General features: G+C 72.5%; 17 protein-coding genes. 13 read left to right on the top strand and 4 right to left on the bottom strand.

The annotated features are described in order from the left end of the window. The first annotated feature begins 42 nt into the window (after positions 1–42). Positions 43–678, top strand: coding sequence for a TetR/AcrR family transcriptional regulator (locus O7612_RS18385; RefSeq protein WP_067313893.1), 636 nt, complete (start codon positions 43–45; stop codon positions 676–678). An 18-nt stretch (positions 679–696) separates the two neighbouring features. Here O7612_RS18385 and O7612_RS18380 read toward each other — a convergent pair whose 3' ends face one another. Continuing rightward, on the bottom strand, positions 697–1,887 hold the full coding sequence (locus O7612_RS18380) for an acyl-CoA dehydrogenase family protein (protein WP_282265860.1): 1,191 nt from the start codon (positions 1,885–1,887) through the stop codon (positions 697–699). Positions 1,888–2,034: 147 nt separating this feature from the next. On the opposite strand from O7612_RS18380, the gene O7612_RS18375 reads away from it, so the two are divergent. Then, positions 2,035–2,520, top strand: coding sequence for a MaoC family dehydratase (locus O7612_RS18375; protein WP_282265858.1), 486 nt, complete (start codon positions 2,035–2,037; stop codon positions 2,518–2,520). 16 nt (positions 2,521–2,536) lie between these two features. Here the strand turns inward: O7612_RS18375 and O7612_RS18370 are convergent, their stop codons facing one another. The 3 genes from O7612_RS18370 to O7612_RS18360 are packed head-to-tail and all read right to left on the bottom strand — an operon-like array spanning position 2,537 to position 4,601. Then, entirely contained in the window at positions 2,537–3,052 is a 516-nt protein-coding gene (locus O7612_RS18370) for a flavin reductase family protein (protein ID WP_282265856.1), read from the bottom strand. Next, a complete protein-coding gene (locus tag O7612_RS18365) occupies positions 3,049–3,867 on the bottom strand; it encodes a VOC family protein (RefSeq protein ID WP_282265854.1) in 819 nt (272 codons plus the stop codon). Before O7612_RS18365 ends, O7612_RS18370 begins: the two co-directional genes overlap by 4 nt. Beyond that, the gene (locus O7612_RS18360; protein ID WP_282265852.1) at positions 3,864–4,601 is read right to left on the bottom strand and encodes an enoyl-CoA hydratase/isomerase family protein; all 738 of its coding nucleotides are present in this window, start codon (positions 4,599–4,601) and stop codon (positions 3,864–3,866) included. Before O7612_RS18360 ends, O7612_RS18365 begins: the two co-directional genes overlap by 4 nt. A gap of 190 nt (positions 4,602–4,791) precedes the next feature. On the opposite strand from O7612_RS18360, the gene O7612_RS18355 reads away from it, so the two are divergent. From O7612_RS18355 to O7612_RS18305, 11 genes are read left to right on the top strand one after another with little or no spacing between them, the layout of a single operon-like run. Then, a complete protein-coding gene (locus O7612_RS18355) occupies positions 4,792–6,321 on the top strand; it encodes an ABC transporter substrate-binding protein (protein ID WP_282265850.1) in 1,530 nt (509 codons plus the stop codon). A gap of 2 nt (positions 6,322–6,323) precedes the next feature. After that, positions 6,324–7,169, top strand: a complete 846-nt coding sequence (locus tag O7612_RS18350) for an ABC transporter ATP-binding protein (protein WP_282265848.1) — start codon at positions 6,324–6,326, stop codon at positions 7,167–7,169. After that, on the top strand, positions 7,166–8,089 hold the full coding sequence (locus O7612_RS18345) for an ABC transporter permease (protein WP_282265843.1): 924 nt from the start codon (positions 7,166–7,168) through the stop codon (positions 8,087–8,089). Before O7612_RS18350 ends, O7612_RS18345 begins: the two co-directional genes overlap by 4 nt. A gap of 2 nt (positions 8,090–8,091) precedes the next feature. After that, on the top strand, positions 8,092–8,982 hold the full coding sequence (locus O7612_RS18340; protein WP_282265841.1) for an ABC transporter permease: 891 nt from the start codon (positions 8,092–8,094) through the stop codon (positions 8,980–8,982). Then, positions 8,979–9,770 carry an ABC transporter ATP-binding protein gene (locus O7612_RS18335; protein WP_282265840.1) on the top strand — a complete coding sequence of 264 codons (792 nt, stop codon included), beginning with the start codon at positions 8,979–8,981 and terminating at the stop codon, positions 9,768–9,770. The genes O7612_RS18340 and O7612_RS18335 overlap by 4 nt, the downstream gene beginning before the upstream one ends. 16 nt (positions 9,771–9,786) lie before the next feature. Next, positions 9,787–11,295, top strand: a complete 1,509-nt coding sequence (locus tag O7612_RS18330; RefSeq protein ID WP_282265838.1) for a zinc ribbon domain-containing protein — start codon at positions 9,787–9,789, stop codon at positions 11,293–11,295. Beyond that, positions 11,285–12,469, top strand: coding sequence for an acetyl-CoA acetyltransferase (locus O7612_RS18325; RefSeq protein WP_282265835.1), 1,185 nt, complete (start codon positions 11,285–11,287; stop codon positions 12,467–12,469). Before O7612_RS18330 ends, O7612_RS18325 begins: the two co-directional genes overlap by 11 nt. Next, on the top strand, positions 12,466–13,386 hold the full coding sequence (locus tag O7612_RS18320) for an SDR family NAD(P)-dependent oxidoreductase (protein WP_282265833.1): 921 nt from the start codon (positions 12,466–12,468) through the stop codon (positions 13,384–13,386). The genes O7612_RS18325 and O7612_RS18320 overlap by 4 nt, the downstream gene beginning before the upstream one ends. Positions 13,387–13,418: 32 nt before the next feature. Then, entirely contained in the window at positions 13,419–13,913 is a 495-nt protein-coding gene (locus tag O7612_RS18315) for a VOC family protein (protein ID WP_282265831.1), read from the top strand. Further along, complete coding sequence (locus O7612_RS18310) at positions 13,913–15,436, top strand: AMP-binding protein (RefSeq protein WP_282265829.1); 1,524 nt, start codon at positions 13,913–13,915, stop codon at positions 15,434–15,436. The genes O7612_RS18315 and O7612_RS18310 overlap by 1 nt, the downstream gene beginning before the upstream one ends. Further along, positions 15,433–16,986: an AMP-binding protein gene (locus O7612_RS18305; RefSeq protein ID WP_282265827.1), complete on the top strand. Its 1,554-nt coding sequence runs from the start codon at positions 15,433–15,435 to the stop codon at positions 16,984–16,986. The genes O7612_RS18310 and O7612_RS18305 overlap by 4 nt, the downstream gene beginning before the upstream one ends. Positions 16,987–16,999 lie beyond the last annotated feature (13 nt).

Below are 16,999 nucleotides of genomic sequence, written 5' to 3'. Positions count from 1 at the left end.
ACGGTAGCATTGTGTGGCTGTACAGGGGATAGGAGGCCACCAATGGCGCGTGCGACGTCCCGCCCGGAGTCGACCCGACGCCGGCAACGCTGGCCCGACGGGTACGACCCGGAGAACACCCGCAACTCGTTGATCACGAGTGCGCTGGGGCTGATCGAGCAGCGTGGCTTCGACCGCACCTCGGTGCAGGAGATCGCCGACCAGGCGCAGCTCACCAAGGGTGCCTTCTACCACCACTTCGCCAGCAAGGACGACCTGCTGCGGCACATCCAGGAGGAGTACCTGGAGGCGCAACTCGCCGCCATCCAGAAGATCGAGGCCGACAGCGACGACCCGACCGTGCGGGTACGGGAGCTGATCCGGTTCAGCCTGACCAGCGTGGCCGAGTACCGGGCGCACGTGACGATCTTCTACCAGGAGCGGCGCTACCTCACCGGTGACCTGTTCGCCGAGGTGACCCGCAAGCGGGGCCTGGTGGAGGCGGCCTTCGCCGGGATGGTCGCCGACGGGGTGGCCCGGGGGGCGTTCCGCCCGGACGTCGACCCCCGCATCGCCACCTTCGGGCTGGTCGGGATGTGCGCCTGGGCGTACCAGTGGCTCAACGTGGGTGGTCCGCTCAGCGTGGATGAGGTGGCCCGCCAGTTCAGCGCGATGGTGCTGGAGGGCCTGTCCGCCTGACCGCCCGGCGGAGGAGCGTCAGCCGGCGAGGAGCTGGCGGGCCATGACGATGCGTTGGACCTGGTTGGTGCCTTCGTAGATTTGGGTGATCTTGGCGTCGCGCATCATCCGTTCGACCGGGTAGTCACGGGTGTAGCCGTACCCGCCGAGGAGCTGCACGGCGTCGGTGGTGATCTCCATCGCCGCGTCGGAGGCGAAGCACTTCGCCGCCGCCCCGAAGTAGGTCAGGTCGGCATCGCCGCGCTCGGACTTCCCGGCCGCGGTGTAGGTCAACTGGCGGGCCGCCTCCAGCTTCATGCCCATGTCGGCGAGCATGAACTGGATGCCCTGGAACTCCGCCACCGCCTTGCCGAACTGCTGACGCTCCCGCACGTACCCCTTGGCGTAGTCCAGGGCGCCCTGGGCGATCCCGACGGCCTGCGCGGCGATGGTGACCCGGGTGTGGTCCAGGGTCCGCATCGCGGTGCCGAAACCGGTCCCCGGCTCACCGATGATCCGGTCGGCGGGAATCCGCACGTTGTCGAGGTAGACCTCCCGGGTCGGGGAGCCCTTGATGCCGAGCTTCTTCTCCGGGGCACCGAAGCTGACCCCGGGGTCGGACTTCTCCACCACGAACGCCGAGATGCCCCGGGAGCGGGCCGTCGGGTCGGTCACCGCGAACACGGTGTAGAACTCCGACACCCCGGCGTTGGTGATCCACCGCTTGACGCCGTTGAGCACCCAGTGATCACCGTCACGCACCGCCCGGGTCGTCATCGACGCCGCGTCGCTGCCGGCCTCCGGCTCCGAGAGGCAGTACGAGAACATCGCCTCCCCGGCGGCCACCGGGGTCAGGTACCGCCGCTTCAGCTCCTCCGAGCCCGCCAGGATCAGCGGCATCGTGCCCAGTTTGTTCACCGCCGGGATCAGCGACGACGAGGCGCAGGCGCGGGCCACCTCCTCGATCACGATCGCCGTGGCCAGGGCGTCCGCCCCCGCACCGCCGTACTCCTCGGGGATGTGCGGGGCGTGGAAATCGGCCGCCCGCAGCGCCTCGTACGACGCCCGGGGAAACTCACCGGACTCGTCGGCCTCAGCCGCGTACGGGGCCACCTTCGCGGCACAGACCTCACGAACCGCCTCGCGGACCGCGTCGTGCTCCTCAGGCAACCGGTAGACGTCGAACACCGTAAAACCCCCTCGTCGCCACGCGTCGCGGCAGCATACCATCTGGTCGGTATGGAATCCCTCCTTGAAGTGTCCCGCTGGCCGGTGTTAGATACCCGCCAGTCGGAATGGGGAGAACCGGGACCGCCCGCCCGGGGCCGCCCCGGACCAGACTCCCTGGACCCACCCACCCGGAACGGAGCCCCACCGATGCGCGCCCTGCGACGAACCACCATCGACACCCCGGACGACCTGCTGGAGCTGGTCGGTGCGGAGCTGGGCGTCAGCGCCCCACGGGTGGTGACCCAGCAGCAGATCGACCAGTTCGCCGACGTCACCGGGGACCACCAGTGGATCCACGTCGACGTGGAGCTCGCCCGGTCCGGGCCGTTCGGCTCGACCGTGGTGCACGGGTTCCTCACCCTGGCCCTCGTCCCCCGGTTGCTCGCCGACATCCTGGAGGTGCGGACCTTCTCCATGGGGGTCAACTACGGTCTGGACCGGGTCCGCTTCGTCCGGCCGTTGCCCCCGGGTGTCGAGATCCAGGGCACCGCGACCCTCGTCGCGGCGAAGCCGATCGCCCCGGTGGGGGAGGGTGCCGCCGGTGTGCAGGCCAAGGCCTCGGTGGTGGTGGAGTTCGCCGAGACGTCGCAACCCTGCTGCGTGGCGGAGATCGTGTTCCGCTACTACGGCTGAGCCGGGCGGCCGGCGCTCACTCGGTCACCGTGCGGGACGGCGTGACGAACCGTCCCCGGTAGAACGACAGCGCCGGCACGTCCGTCGGCTTCAGGTGCACCTGGTCGACGTCGACCAGGATGATCACGTGGTCGCCGCTGGTGATCACCTGGTCGCGTCGTCCGGTGAGGATCGCCGGGGTGTCGGGCAGCAGCGGCACACCGTCGAGGCCGGGCACCCAGGACACCCCGTCGAGCCGTTGCGCCCCGGACAGTCCGGAGGTGGCGAACCGCCGGGCCACGTCCTGCTGGTCCTGGCTGAGGATGTGGATCGCGATCCGGTCCGACCCGAGCAGGACCGGGAAGCTCGACGAGAAGCTGGTGACGCAGAACAGCACCTTCGCCGGTTCCAACGAGACCGAGGTGAACGAGTTCACGGTCAACGCGGCGACGGTGCCGTCCGCGGTCACCGCCGTCACCGCGGTCACGCCGGTGGGAAAGTGCCCGCAGACCTGGCGGAACTCGGCGGAGTCGAACAGGGGCTCGGCCATCATCGGTTCACCGCCGGATCGCAGGAGTGGTGGTCGGGGCGGAGCCCGGCTTCGAGCTGGATGAGGCACAGGGTGTGGCCACCCGGGTCCTTCACCAGGTGCAGCCGTCCGTGCGGGCTGTCCACCGGCCCCACGGTCGGCAGCCCGCCGAGGGCGGTCACCCGGGCCAGCGCGTCGTCGAGGGACGCGACGGTGAAGTAGGTGATCCACGTCGAGGGGATGAGGTTCGGCCAGGCGTTGTCGAGTTCGAGGACCCCGGCGACCGGGAGGTCCCCGAGGGTCAGGACGGTGTAGGGGCGGGCCGTCGGCGAGTCGTCGCGCTGTTGGGCGGTGTAGCCGAACAGGGCGCGGTAGTAGGCCACCGCCTCGGCGGGCTCACCGGTGTCCAGTTCGTTCCAGCACAGCGCTCCGACCGAGTTGACCGTCTGGACGCCGACGCGGGTCTCGCCCTGGTAGAGGCCGAAGGCCGCGCCGAACGGGTCGACGACCGCCGCGCCGGTGCCGGCCGCCGGCAGGTAGCGCGGCGGGGTGACCAGTTCGCCGCCGAGCGCCACCGCCTGCCGCGCGGAGGCGGCGACGTCGTCCACGGCGAAGTAGGTGAGCCAGCCCCGGGGGCGGTCGCCGTGCAGGGCGGCGGCGTCAGAGATCCCGGCGACGTCCCGCCCGTCGACGCTGCACATCCGGTAGGTGGTGGCACCGAGGCGTTCGGCGCGGACCGTCCAGCCGAGCAACGCGGCGTAGAAGGTCTCCGCCTGTTCCGGGGCGGCGGTGCACAGCTCCACCCAGACCGCTTCGCCGGGTTGGAATCGTCGTCTCATCGGGCCGCTCCCCGGGTTGCCGCGCCCGCGACGACCGTGCGGGCGGAGATGGCGTACGCCCGGTCGGCGGTGCCGGTGGTCAGGCTCGACTCGACCACCTCGACCACCGCCCGCAGGGTGGACCCCGGCACGGCCAACAGGGTGTCCAGGAGGTGGTCCACCGCCCGGTCGAGGTCGCCGTCGGCGACCACCCGGACGACCAGACCCCAGTCGAGCAGTTGCCCGGCGGTCGCGGTCGCCGCGCTGGTGAGCAGGTGGTAGGCGTGCGGCCGGGGCAGCGACCGGGCGATCGTGTGGCCGACACCGGCGGGGGCGAAGCCGTAGCGCGCCTCCGGCAGGGAGAGCCGGGCGCTCATGGCGGCGACCGGCAGGTGTACGGCGCCGAGCAGGCCGGCACCGAACCCGATGATCCGGCCCCGGACGCCGGCGACGACGGGGACCGGTAGCCGCCGGATCCGGTGCAGCGCGTCGTCGCTGGCCCGCAGGTCGGCGGCGACCGCCTCCGGGGTGGAGTCGGCCAGCGCGGCGAAGGAGGAGGTGTCCCAGCCGGCGCAGAAGTTCTTGCCGGCCAGGTCGAGGTGGATGACCGCACAGCTGTCGTCGGCGGCGGCGGTTTCCAGGGTGTCGACGAGGTGGTGCAGCGCGGGGAGGTCGAAACAGTTGCCGCGCGCCGCGTTGTCGTAGCGGACCCGGGCGAGGCGGCCGTCGTGCCCACGGGTGAGGGTGATGGTCACCGCGGTATCATACATACCGGTCGGTATGAATACAACGCCGCTGGCCGGCGGCCCTGCGTCACGTGAATGTCATGAACGGGATACCCGGTCGACCCGTTGACTTGATACCGGCTGGTCGGTACTTTGTGGCGAACGTCACCGCCGCCTCACGCGGAGACATGACGGGTCCATCGCAGTGAAGGACACCACGATGATCATGAAATCCCTGCGCTCCCGGCGCTCCTGGGCACTGGCCGCCGCGCTGACCGTCGTGGGCGCCGGCCTCACCGGGTGCGGCGGCTCCGACTCCGACTCCGACACCACCGGCTCGTCCCGCACCGCCCCCGTCCGGGCGCTGCTCGCCGCCCAGCCGGCGACCCTCGACCCGATCGTCGGCGCGCGCTCCGCCCAGATCGTCTGGGCGACCATGCTCGAACCCCTGATCAACACCGGTGGCGACCTCGCGCCGGCCGACACCGGCCTGCTGACGGGCTGGACCCGTACCGACCCGACGACCTGGACGTTCACCGTGCGGCCCGGGATCAGCTTCAGCAACGGCGAGCAGGCCGACGCGGAGGCGGTGGCCAACACCATCACCCTCACCCGCGACAACCCGGCCTCGCAGCTCAAGTCGTACTTCGGCAACGTCACCGCGATCGAGGCGCCCGACGCCACCACCGTCGTGGTCAAGACCAAGACCCCGCAGTACGACATCCCCGACCTGCTCACCACCGTCTACCTGGTGCCGCCGAAGTACTACCAGGAGAAGGGCTCGGAGGGCTTCGCCGCCGCACCCGTCGGCACCGGCCCGTACGTCTGGTCGGGGGCGAACGCCGGACGGGACATCTCGGTCAAGCGCAACCCCGACTACTGGGGCACCAAGGCGACCAACGAGGGCGTCACCTTCACCTGGGCCAACGAGGCCGCCCAGCGGCTCGCGTTGATCCAGAGCAAGAGCGTGGACGTGTCCTTCGACCTGCCCCCGGCCCAGGCGAGCGCGGCCAAGTCCGCCGGGGTGGAGGTGGTGAGCACCGAGACCGCCATGAAGATCATCGCCTTCCTCGACTCCACCAAGGCGCCGTTCGACGACCCGAAACTGCGCGAGGCGGCGGCCCTGGCCATCGACCGGGACGCCATCGTCAAGGGCATCTTCGACGGCCAGGCGGTCTCCGACGCCGGCCTGCTCAACGTCAGGCCCGGTCAGCAGCCGACGCAGAGCGTCACCGCCGACGCCGCCAAGGCGAAGGAACTCGTCGGCGGGGCGAACCCGACCGTCCAGATCACCTATCCGGCGGCCCAGTACACCAACATCGAAGAGGTCTCCCAGGCCGTCGGCGGCAGCCTGGAGAAGGCCGGCTTCAAGGTCAGCTACGTGCCGCTGGACTACGGCACGCTGGTCAAGCGGATCATCGGCCGCCAGGTCCCCGGCCTGTCGATCTTCGCCGGGGTGCCGAACGTCGCGGTGCCGGACTACTTCGTCAGCGGCTTCATGAAGACGAAGTCGATCACCGGCAACTGCCCCGACCCGCAGATCGACACGCTCGCCCAGCAGGCCCTGGAGCAGAACGACGCCCAGCAGGCCGCCCCGCTCTACGAGCAGCTCAACACGATCGGCGTGGTCCAGAAGCACTGCTACGTGCCGCTGTACCGGCAGGTGTTCAACTACGCGACCGCCCCCGGCGTCTCCGGCGTGGTGTTCGGCCCGCTGAACACCGTGGACTTCACGAAGACGACCCGCTGACGATGTCCGAGGTAGTGCAGACGGGGGTGCCGGGCGAGGTTGCCCGGCACCCCCGCACCCCGGAGTCGGACACCCCCGTGCTGGAGGTCACCGACCTCGTCGTGGAGCACCGCGACGGCGGCAGCGGCGTGCTCTTCCGCGCCGTCGACCAGGTGTCGCTGCGCATCGCGGCCGGTGAGAGCGTCGCCGTGGTCGGTGAGTCCGGCTCCGGCAAGACGACGCTCGCCATGGCGGCCACCGGGTTGGGTCCGCGCGGCCGGGGCGCCGTCCGGCTGCTCGGCCACCCGCTCTCGGCGATCAGCCGTGCCCAGTTGCGCCGGCTGCGCCCCGAGGTGCAGGTGGTCTTCCAGGACCCGCACGGCTCGCTCGACCCCCGCCAGTCGGTCCGCTCCGGGCTCCGGGAACTGCGGACGCTGCAACCCGAACGGACCTCCTGGATCGGCGACGCCGACCTGCTCGGCCGGGTCCGGCTCGCCCCGGACCTGCTCGACCGCTACCCCCACCAGCTCTCCGGAGGGCAGGCGCAGCGGGTCTGCATCGCCCGCGCCCTGCTCATGCGTCCCCGGCTCATCGTCGCCGACGAGCCGACCTCCGGCCTGGACGTCTCCGTCCAGGCCGACGTGCTGGCCCTGCTGCGGCAGATCCGGACGACCACCGGCGCGGCGCTGCTGATGATCAGCCACGACCTGGCCGTGGTCCGCTCGCTCTGCGACGTCGTGCACGTGATGTACCGGGGCCGGGTCGTCGAGTCGGGACCGTGCGACCGGGTCTTCGACACCCCCGGGAACGACTACACCCGCGAACTGCTCGCCGCGATGCCCGGCGCGCGATGGAGGTCCCGCCGATGAAGGCCAGCACCGTACGCCGCATCGGCGGCCGGCTCGCGTCGCTGTTCGCCTCGCTGCTCATCGCGCTCAGCCTGGCGTTCCTGCTCGGCCGCCTCTCCGGCGACCCGACCGCCACCATCCTCGGCCCGATGGCCCCGCCCGAGCAACGCGAGGCGCTGCGCCACCAGCTCGGCCTGGACCTGCCCGTCGCCGCCCAGTACCTCGACTATCTCAGGGGCGTCCTCACCGGCGACCTCGGCCAGTCGTTGCAGTTCTACCAGTCGAACACCTCGATGATCGCCGACCGGCTGCCGTTCACCCTGCAACTGGTCGGTGCCGGCATGGCCCTCGCCCTGCTGGTCGGTATCCCGCTCGGGGTGCTCGCGGCGACCCGGGAGGGGACCTGGTGGGACCGGGCGGCCTCCACCCTGGCCCTGCTCGGCCAGTCGGTGCCGGTGTTCTGGTTCGGGATGATGCTGGTGGTGCTGTTCGCCGTCAAGCTCGGCTGGCTGCCCGCCGGCCAGTCCGGCAGCCCGAAGCACCTGATCCTGCCCGCGCTCACCATGTCGGTCTACCCGATGGCGCACATCGCCCGCCTCACCCGGGCCTCGATGAGCGACGCGCTGGCCGAGCCGTACATCGACTCCGCCCGGGCCCGGGGCATCAGCACCCGCCGGGTGGTGTGGCGACACGCCTTCACCAACGCGATGATGCCGATCCTGACGATCGTGGTGCTCCAGACCGGCATCCTGCTCTCCGGCGCGGTCGCCGTCGAGTACGTCTACTCCTGGCCGGGTCTCGGGCAGCTCGCGTTGCAGGCCATCCAGTTCCGCGACTTCCCGCTGGTGCAGGCGATCGTCGTGTTCGGCGCGCTGGTCTTCGTCGTGCTGAACCTGCTCGTGGACGTCCTGCACTCGATCGTCGACCCGAGGGTGCGGTGAGCATGAGCCAACTCGAACTCGATCCGGTCACCGCCCCGGTGTCGCCCCCGCGCCGGGCCGGTCGCCGGGCGCGTACCTCGGTGTTCTGGCTGGGCCTGCCGCTGGCGGTGACCGCCGTCGCGGTGTTCGTGCTGCCGCTGACCGGGCTGCTGCCCGCCGCCGGCCAGGACCTCGACGCGACCCGCCGGCCGCCCGCGTTCCTGGCCGGCGGCGACTGGTCACACCCGCTCGGCACCGACAAGCTCGGCCAGGACCTGCTCACCCAGTTCGTCTCGGCCGGTCGGCTGACCATCGTGATCGGCCTGGTCGGCGCGCTCGTCGCCATCGGCCCCGGCACGCTGCTCGGCCTGCTGGCCGGCTACTTCAGGGGCTGGGTCGACCGGGTCATCTCGATCCTCATCGACGCCCAGCTCGCCCTGCCGTTCATCCTGGTCGCCCTCGCCATCATCGCCAATCGGGGCAGCTCGCTACCGGTGCTGTTCCTGGTGCTGGCGCTCACCGGCTGGGCGGTGTGCGCCCGGGTCACCCGCTCCGCCACCCTGGCCATCCGGGAACGCCAGTTCGTCGTCGGCCTGCGTGCGGCCGGCGCGTCCGAGCCCCGGATCGTGTTCCGGCACATCCTGCCCAACCTCGCCGGCACCATCGTCGCCCTCGGTACCCTCCAGGTCGGCACCGCGATCCTGGTGGAGAGCGCGCTGAGCTTCCTCGGCCTGGGCGTGGTGCCACCGATGAACAGCTGGGGCTCGATGCTCGCCTCCGGTCAGGACGAGCTGAGCCAGGCCTGGTGGATCGCCTTCTTCCCCGGGCTCGCCATCACCGCGCTGGTGCTGCTGGTGAACCTGCTCGGCGACGCCCTGCTCACCCACCACGACCCGCGGAAGAGGCGGCGATGACCGCACTGCTGGAAGTCTCCGGGCTGTCCATCACCGCCCGGCTCGCCGTCGACGACCTGCGCCTGCTCGACGACGTCGACCTGGAGATCCGCCGTGGCCAGATCGTCGGCGTGGTCGGCGAGTCCGGCAGTGGCAAGACCACCCTGGCCCGCGCCGTCGTCGGCCTGCTCGACCGCAACGTCCGGGTCGACCACGGCACCGTCGCGGTCGCCGGTGAGCAGGTGGTGGCCCCCGGCGTCGACCGGACTGACCGGGTCCGGGGCAGCGCCGTCGGCATGGTGTTCCAGGACGCGTCACGGTCGTTGAACCCGCTGATGAAGGTCCGCACCCAGCTCGCCGAGGTGCTGCGCCGGCACGTCCGCGACATCACCCGGGCCGAGGTCGAACGGCGCTCGGTGGAGGTGCTGGCGCAGATGCGGATCGACGATCCCGGCCGGGTGCTGGCCAGCTATCCGCACCAGCTCTCCGGTGGCCTGCGGCAGCGGGTCGCCATCGGGCTCGCCGTCGTCACCCGCCCCGCACTGGTGATCGCCGACGAGTGCACCACCGCGCTGGACGTCACCACCCAGACCAAGGTCGTCGACCTGTTCCGCACCCTGGTCGACGAACTCGGCATCGGCCTGCTCTTCGTCACCCACGACCTGATGCTCGCCAGCGACCTGTGCGACCGGATCGCCGTGATGAGCGGCGGGCGGGTCGTCGAACAGGGCGACGCCCTGACCGTGCTGGACCACCCGCGGCAGGAGTACACCCGACGCCTGCTCGCCGCCATCCCCTCGTGGAGCTGAAGGAGAACCGCGACCCATGCCCGAGCAACCCGGCATCGACGCCTACGCGGCCTACCTCCCGGCGTACGTGCTCGACGACAACCGCCTCGACCCGGGCGTCCCGGCCCGCGCCGGTGGCCCCGCCCGCAGCGTCGCCGGCCACGACGAGGACGCCGTGACCATGGCCGTCGAGGCGCTGCGGCACGTCGCCGCCGGCACCCCGGCCGGACGGCACCTGCTGCTGGCCACCACCACCGCGCCGTACGAGGCGAAGACCTCCGCCGGGGTGGCGCACGAGGCGCTGGGGCTCGACCCCGGCGTCACCGCGCTCGACCTGCGCGGCCACCGGGCCGGGGCGTCCGCCCTCGACCTGGCCCTGCGGGGCGTCGCCACGGCGGCCCTGGCCGACGTGCGCACCACCCGCCCCGGTGCCCCCGACGAGCTGGCCCAGGGCGACGCCGCCGCGGCGTTCGTCGGCGGCCGACGGGCCGCCGTGCTGCTCGCCCGGGTCGGGCACACCGCCGAGGTGCTGGACCGCTGGCGGCTGCCCGGGGAACGGCACGACCGGGTCTGGGACGAACGGTTCACCGCCGAGATCCTGGTCGCCGCCGGCCTGCACACCGCCCACCGGGCGCTGGCCGAGGCGTCCCTGGACACCGTCGACCAGGTGGTCGTGTCGTCGTCGAACCCGCGCGCCGCGACGGCGCTGCGCAAGGCGCTCGGCGGCGCGACGGCGCTGCGCAAAGCGTCTGGCGGCGCGACGGCGCTGCGCAAAGCGTCTGGCGGCGCGACGGCGCTGCGCAAAGCGTCTGGCGGCGCGGGTCGGGACGCGGCGGTCGAACGGGTCACCGGCTTCACCGGTGCCGCCCACGCCGGACTGCTGCTCGCCGCCGCCCTCGACGAGGCGCAGCCGGGGCAGACCATCCTGCTGCTGTCGGCGACCGAGGGCGCCGACGCGTTCGTGCTGCGGGTCGGCGACGGGATCCGCGACGCCCGGGGCGGCCCGTCGGTCCGCGCGCAGCTCGCCGCCCGGCAGCGCGTCGGCTACGGCCGCTACCTGCGCTGGCGGGGACTGCTCGACGTGCAGGGTCCGGCCCGGCCGGCGGCCCCCGCCCCGGCGGCCCCGCCGATGCACCGCCGGGCCGGCTGGAAGTACCGGCTGGAGGGCAGCCGGTGCGACGCCTGCGGCCGGGTCACCACGCCACCCGGTCGGGTCTGCGCGTCCTGCGGCGTCGTCGGGGCGGGCACCGCGACCGGGAAGGTGTCGCTGCGGGAGCGCACCGCCCGGGTGGTCTCGGTGACCCGGGACCACCTGACGACCATGCCGGAGCCGGAGGTGGCGATCGTCGTCGCCGACGTGGACGGCGGCGGCCGGCTCAGCGCGTACGCCACCGACGTGGCACCCGGTGACGTGACGGTGGGGATGGCGATGACCCCCGTCTTCCGCCGGCTCTGGACCACCGACTCGATCCACAACTACTTCTGGAAGCTCCGCCCGGCACCCGCGGACGCCGCGCCAGGGAAGGACACCGCCGATGGCCAGTAGACGCACCACCCACGACGTCGCGATCGTCGCGATGGGCTGCACCCCGTTCCGGGACCACTGGAACTCCTCCGCCGACGACCTGCTGGTCGACGCCGTGCAGGAGTGCGTCGGGTCGCTGACCGACGTCACCCTCGACGACGTCGACGCGTTCTGGGTCGGCACCCAGGGTTCGGGCCTGTCCGGGCAGACCCTGGCCCGTCCGCTGCGGCTGGTCGGCAAGCCGGTGACCCGGGTGGAGAACTACTGCGCCACCGGTTCCGAGGCGTTCCGCAACGCGGCGTTCGCGGTCGCCTCCGGGGCGTACGACATGGTGATGGCGACCGGGGTGGAGAAGCTGAAGGACTCCTCGTACTCCGGTCTGTCGGCGGTCTTCCCACCCGCGGACGGCACCGACGTGGACTGGACCGCGCCGGCCGGGTTCTCCCTGCTCGCCCCCGCCTACCAGGCGGCGTACGGGGTCGACGAGCGGGAGATGCGCGCCGCGATGACGCGGGTCGCGGTGAAGAACCACGCCAACGGGGCGCGCAACGACCGCGCCCAGTTCCGCCGGGCCGTCTCCGCCGAGACGGTGGAGCGGTCGCCGCGGATCGCCGGGCAGCTCGGCGTGATGGACTGTTCCGGCGTCTCCGATGGCGCGGCGGCGGCGATCCTGGTCCGGGCCGAGGACGCCCACCGGTACACCGACCGGCCGGTCTACCTGCGCGGGATGAGCTTCGTCGCCGGCTCCGGGTCCGGGCTGGCCGCCGACGGCTACGACTTCACCAGCTTCCCCGAGGTGGTCACCGCCGCCCGCGAGGCGTACGCGCAGGCCGGGGTGACCGATCCGGCGGCGCAGATCTCGCTGGCCGAGGTGCACGACTGTTTCACCCCGACGGAGGTGGTGCTGATGGAGGACCTCGGCTTCTCCGCCCGCGGCACGGCGTGGCGGGACATCCTCGACGGCCGCTACGACCCCGACGGGGCGCTGCCGGTCAACACCGACGGCGGGCTCAAGTCGTTCGGCCACCCGATCGGCGCGACCGGGCTGCGGATGATGTTCGAGTGCTTCACCCAGCTGCGTGGGGAGGCCGGTCCACGGCAGGTGCCCGACGCCCGGCTGGCGGTGGCCCAGAACCTCGGCGGGCAACCCGGTTCCTGCGTCGCGTTCGTGGCCGTTTTGGGCAACGAGCGATGAGCGCCCGGGTCACCCTCGACGGCCGGGTCGTCGTCGTCACCGGCGCGGGCAACGGCATCGGTCGGGCGCACGCGCTGACCCTCGCCGCACGGGGCGCGTCGGTGGTCGTCAACGACCTCGGCGCGACGGTCGACGGCTCGGGGTCCTCCGGTGCCGCCGACCAGGTCGTCGCGGAGATCCGCTCGGCCGGCGGCACCGCCGTCGCCTCGACCGACTCGGTGGCCACCGCCGCCGGGGGCGCGGACCTGGTCGGTCGGGCGATCGACGCGTACGGCCGGCTCGACGCGGTCATCCACAACGCCGGCATCCTGCGGGACCGGACCCTGGCCAAGATGTCCGACGAGGACGTCAGCGCGGTGCTCGACGTGCACCTGGCCGGGGCGTTCCACGTGCTGCGCCCCGCCTGGCCGCACCTGGTCGCCCAGGGCTACGGCCGGATCGTGCTGACCAGTTCGTCGTCCGGCCTGTTCGGCAACTTCGGCCAGGCCAACTACGGTGCGGCCAAGACCGGCCTGATCGGGCTGATGAACGTGCTCGCGCTGGAGGGCGCCCGGCGGGGGATCCTGGTCAACGCGATCGCGCCGACCGCGGCGACCCGGATGACCGAGAACCTGCTCGGCGAGCTGACCGACCGGTTCGACCCGCAGCACGTGGCGGCGGTGGCGACCTTCCTCGCCTCCGAGCAGTGCCGGCTCAACCGGCACATCCTCACCGTCGGCGGGGGCCGGGTCGGGCGGATCTTCCTGGGCGTCACCCCCGGCTGGTACGGCGGTGCCGAGCCGGCCTCGCCCGACGACATCCTCGACGCGGTGGACGACATCTGCCGGCTCGACGACTTCATCGTGCCGGACAGCGGCGCCGACGAGGTCACCCTGATCCACCGGGTTCTCGGCGGGTCGGCCGGACCGTCCGCCTGACCCGGCGCGAACCCCACAGGAAGCGAGGCACCATGCCGGTCAGCGAAGTGCACCACGTGGCGATGACCGTCTCCGACGTCGACCGCGCCGCGGACTTCTACGAGCGCGCCCTGGGCTACCGCCGGACGCTGCGGACCGATGTCGGCGGGCCGGGTATCGAGGTGTCGCTGGGGTTGCCCGCCGGCACCACCGGCCGGGTCCAGTACCTCCAGGGCCCCAGCCGGGTCGGCCAGCTCGAACTCATCGAGTGGAACGGGGTGACGACCCGCACCGCCACCGCCGGTCACCTGGAGCTGGGCACCTTCCTGCTCAGCTTCGAGGTGCCGCGCGACGAGCTGGACGAGCTGCACCGGCGGCTCACCGAGCTGGGCGCGCAGTGCCTGTCCGCGCCGAACCGGGTGCTGCTGGACGGCTACGGGTACATCACCGCGTTCGCCGCCCGGGACCTCGACGGCAACCTGCTGGAGTTCGTGTCGCTGCCGTCCCGGGAGGAGATCCTGGCCCGGCGGCGGGGGAGCGGGAACTGATGGGCGGCAGCAACTTCACCGAGACGCTGCGCCGGCAGGCGCTGCGCCGCGCCGACGCCGAGGCCCTGGTCGACGGGGACGCCCGCTGGACGTACGCGGAGCTGGACGCCGACGTGGACCGGCACGCCGCGGCCCTGCGCGACGCCGGCATCGCCGACGGCGACCTGGTCGGGGTGCTGGGCCGCAACACCGCCGGCTACGTCGTCGCGCTGCTGGCGCTGAGCCGGCTCGGCGCGGTCTCGGTGCCGCTGAACTGGCGGCTGCACGTCAACGAGCAGGCGTACGTCCTCGACCAGGCCGGCGTCAGCGCCCTGATCTACCAGGACGACTTCGCCGCCGACGTGGCGCGGCTGGCCGCCGTGACCGGGGTGCGGACGCTGGTCGCCGCCGGGGAGCACGTCGTCGGCGACGCCCGCCGGCTGGCCGACCTGCTGGCCGGTCAGCCGTCCGGGGTCCGGGTCGCCGACGCGGAGAAGAGCCCCGCCGACGTGCACCGGCTGCTCTACACCTCGGGCACCACGGCCCGCCCCAAGGGGGTGGTGCACACCTGCGGGAACCTCACCGCGAACCACTTCGCGCAGGTACTCGAACTGGAGCTGACCGCCGCCGACCGGATCCTCGTCTCCGCGCCGCTGTTCCACGTCAGCGGGCTGGAGGCGCCGGGGCTGGCGACGTTCGTGGCCGGCGCGACGATGGTGCTCACCCCGACGTTCAAGCCGACCGACATCGCCCGGATCGCCGCCGGGGAACGGGTCACCGGTATGGTGCTGGCCGCCCAGATCCTGTTCGGCCTGCTCGACCTGGACGACCCGCCGGACCTCGCAACGCTCCGCTACCTGCTCTTCGCCGGGGTCGCGCCGGGCGTGCGCCAGGAGGTGAAAAGGCGACTCCCGCACGTCCGCCTGATCGACACCTTCGGGATGACCGAGCTGTGCAACGGGGTCTGCTACCTCGACGCGGCCCACGAGCAGAGCAAGCTGGGCGCGCTCGGCGCACCGTTCCCCGGGGTGCGGATCCGGATCGTCGACGAGCACTTCCGGCCGGTCGGCCCGGACGTCGAGGGGGAGATCGTGGTGCAGGGGGAGAAGGTCTCGCCCGGGTACTGGAACGACGACGAGGCCAACCGGCTCAGCCGGCGCGACGGCTGGTTCCGCACCGGCGACGTGGGGCGGATCGACGCCGACGGCTACCTGTGGTTCGTCGACCGCCGGGCCGACCTGATCAAGTCCGGCGGGGAGAACGTCGCCAGCGCCGAGGTGGAACGGGTGCTCGCCCGGCATCCCGACGTCGCCGAGGTCGCCGTGATCGGGGTGCCGGACCCGCGGTGGGACGAGGTGCCGAAGGCGTTCGTCGTGCTGCGTCCCGGCGCGACCGGCACCGCCGAGGAGCTGCGGGCGCACTGCCGGGCCGAGCTGGCCCGCTACAAGGTCCCCCGGGACGTGCAGCTGGTGACCTCGTTGCCGCGCAACGACTCCGGCAAGGTGCTGAAGCAGGCGCTGCGGGAGGCGGCGGTGTCCGGGTGAGCACCGCGAACATCGCCGCGATGCTGGCCGGCAACGCCCGCCGGTTCGCCGACGCCGACGCGTTGGTCTTCGAGGACCGCCGGTGGACCCACCGGCAGCTCGACGACGACGTCAACGCCCTGGCCGCCGGGTTGGTCGCCGAAGGGGTACGCCGGGACAGCCGGGTGGCGATCGTGGCGGACAACGTCCCCGAGTTCCTCGTCCTCTCGCTGGCGCTGGCGAAGCTCGGGGCGGTCTTCGTACCGCTGAACTACCGGTTGACGGCGGGGGAGCTGGCCCGGCTGCTGGCGCACGCGCGGGTCGGAGCGGTCGCCACCGTGCCGGAGTTCGCGGCGCTCACCACCGCCGCGCTCGCCGACCTGCCGGGGGTGCGCCGGTTCGCGTTGGAACCGATCGGCGACGGCTGGACCGACGTGCGGGCGCTCGTCGCGGCGCACCGGGGCGCGCGGGTCGCCGACGCCGCCCTCGACGACGCGGCCCTGCAACGGATCGTCTACACCTCCGGCACCACCAGCCTGCCCAAGGGGGTGCTGCTCACCCACGGCAACGTGAACATGAACATGCACGCCCAGATCGTCGAGCTGGGGTTGCGGCCGACCGACCGGATCCTCAACGTCGCGCCGCTGTACCACGTCGGCGGCACCGACCTGCCCGGCTACGGCATCTGGCACGTCGGGGGCACCATGGTGCTGCACCGCCGGTTCGTGCCGGCGGCGGTGCTGCGGGCGATCGGGACGGAACGGATCACCGGCATGGTGGTGGCGGCGACCATGCTGGACATGGTCCGCCGGGAGTCCGCCGCCGTCGACGCCGACCTGTCGTCGGTGCGCTGGCTGATCTTCTCCCAGGTGACGGCGGCGCTGTTCGGCGTGGCCCGGGGGCTGTTCCCGAACGCCCGGCTGATCGAGGGGTACGGCCTGACCGAGACGTGTAGCGGCCTGACCTACCTCGACGCCGCGCACCAGGAGTCCAAGCAGGGCTCGGTGGGCCTGCCGGTGCCGTGGGTCCAGGTCCGGGTGGTCGACCCGGACGGTGTGGACGTGCCGGTCGGCGCGGACGGCGAGGTGGTCGCGCGCGGGCCGAAGGTCAGCCCCGGCTACCTCGACGATCCGGTGGCGACCGCCGCCGCTTTCCGGGACGGCTGGTTCCACACCGGCGACATCGGCTGTTTCGACGCGGACGGCTACCTCTACATCCGGGACCGGCTCAAGGACATGATCCGCAGCGGCGGGGAGAACATGTCCAGTGCCGAGATCGAGAACGTGTTGGCCGACCATCCCCTGGTGCTGGCCGCGTCGGTGGTGGCCGCGCCGCACCCGGTGTGGCAGGAGGTGCCGGCCGCCTTCGTGGTCGCCCGGCCGGGCCTGACGCCCGAGGCGCTGGTGGGGCACGCCCGGCAGCGGCTCGGGCGGTTCAAGGTGCCGAAGGAGATCTACCTGGTGCCGGAGTTCCCCACCAACCCGTCGGGGAAGGTGCTCAAGCGGTCCCTGCGGGAGCTGCGGTCGACGCTGCGTCCGGACTGGACGTACGACGACGCCCGCCGCGACTGACGCCGCGCCGGGC

Origin of the sequence: Micromonospora sp. WMMD987 (genome assembly GCF_029581435.1) — a bacterium.
GTDB lineage: Bacteria > Actinomycetota > Actinomycetes > Mycobacteriales > Micromonosporaceae > Micromonospora > Micromonospora rifamycinica.
The sequence above is the reverse complement of the archived record's forward strand: the minus strand, read 5'-3'. Positions and strand labels throughout refer to the sequence as shown.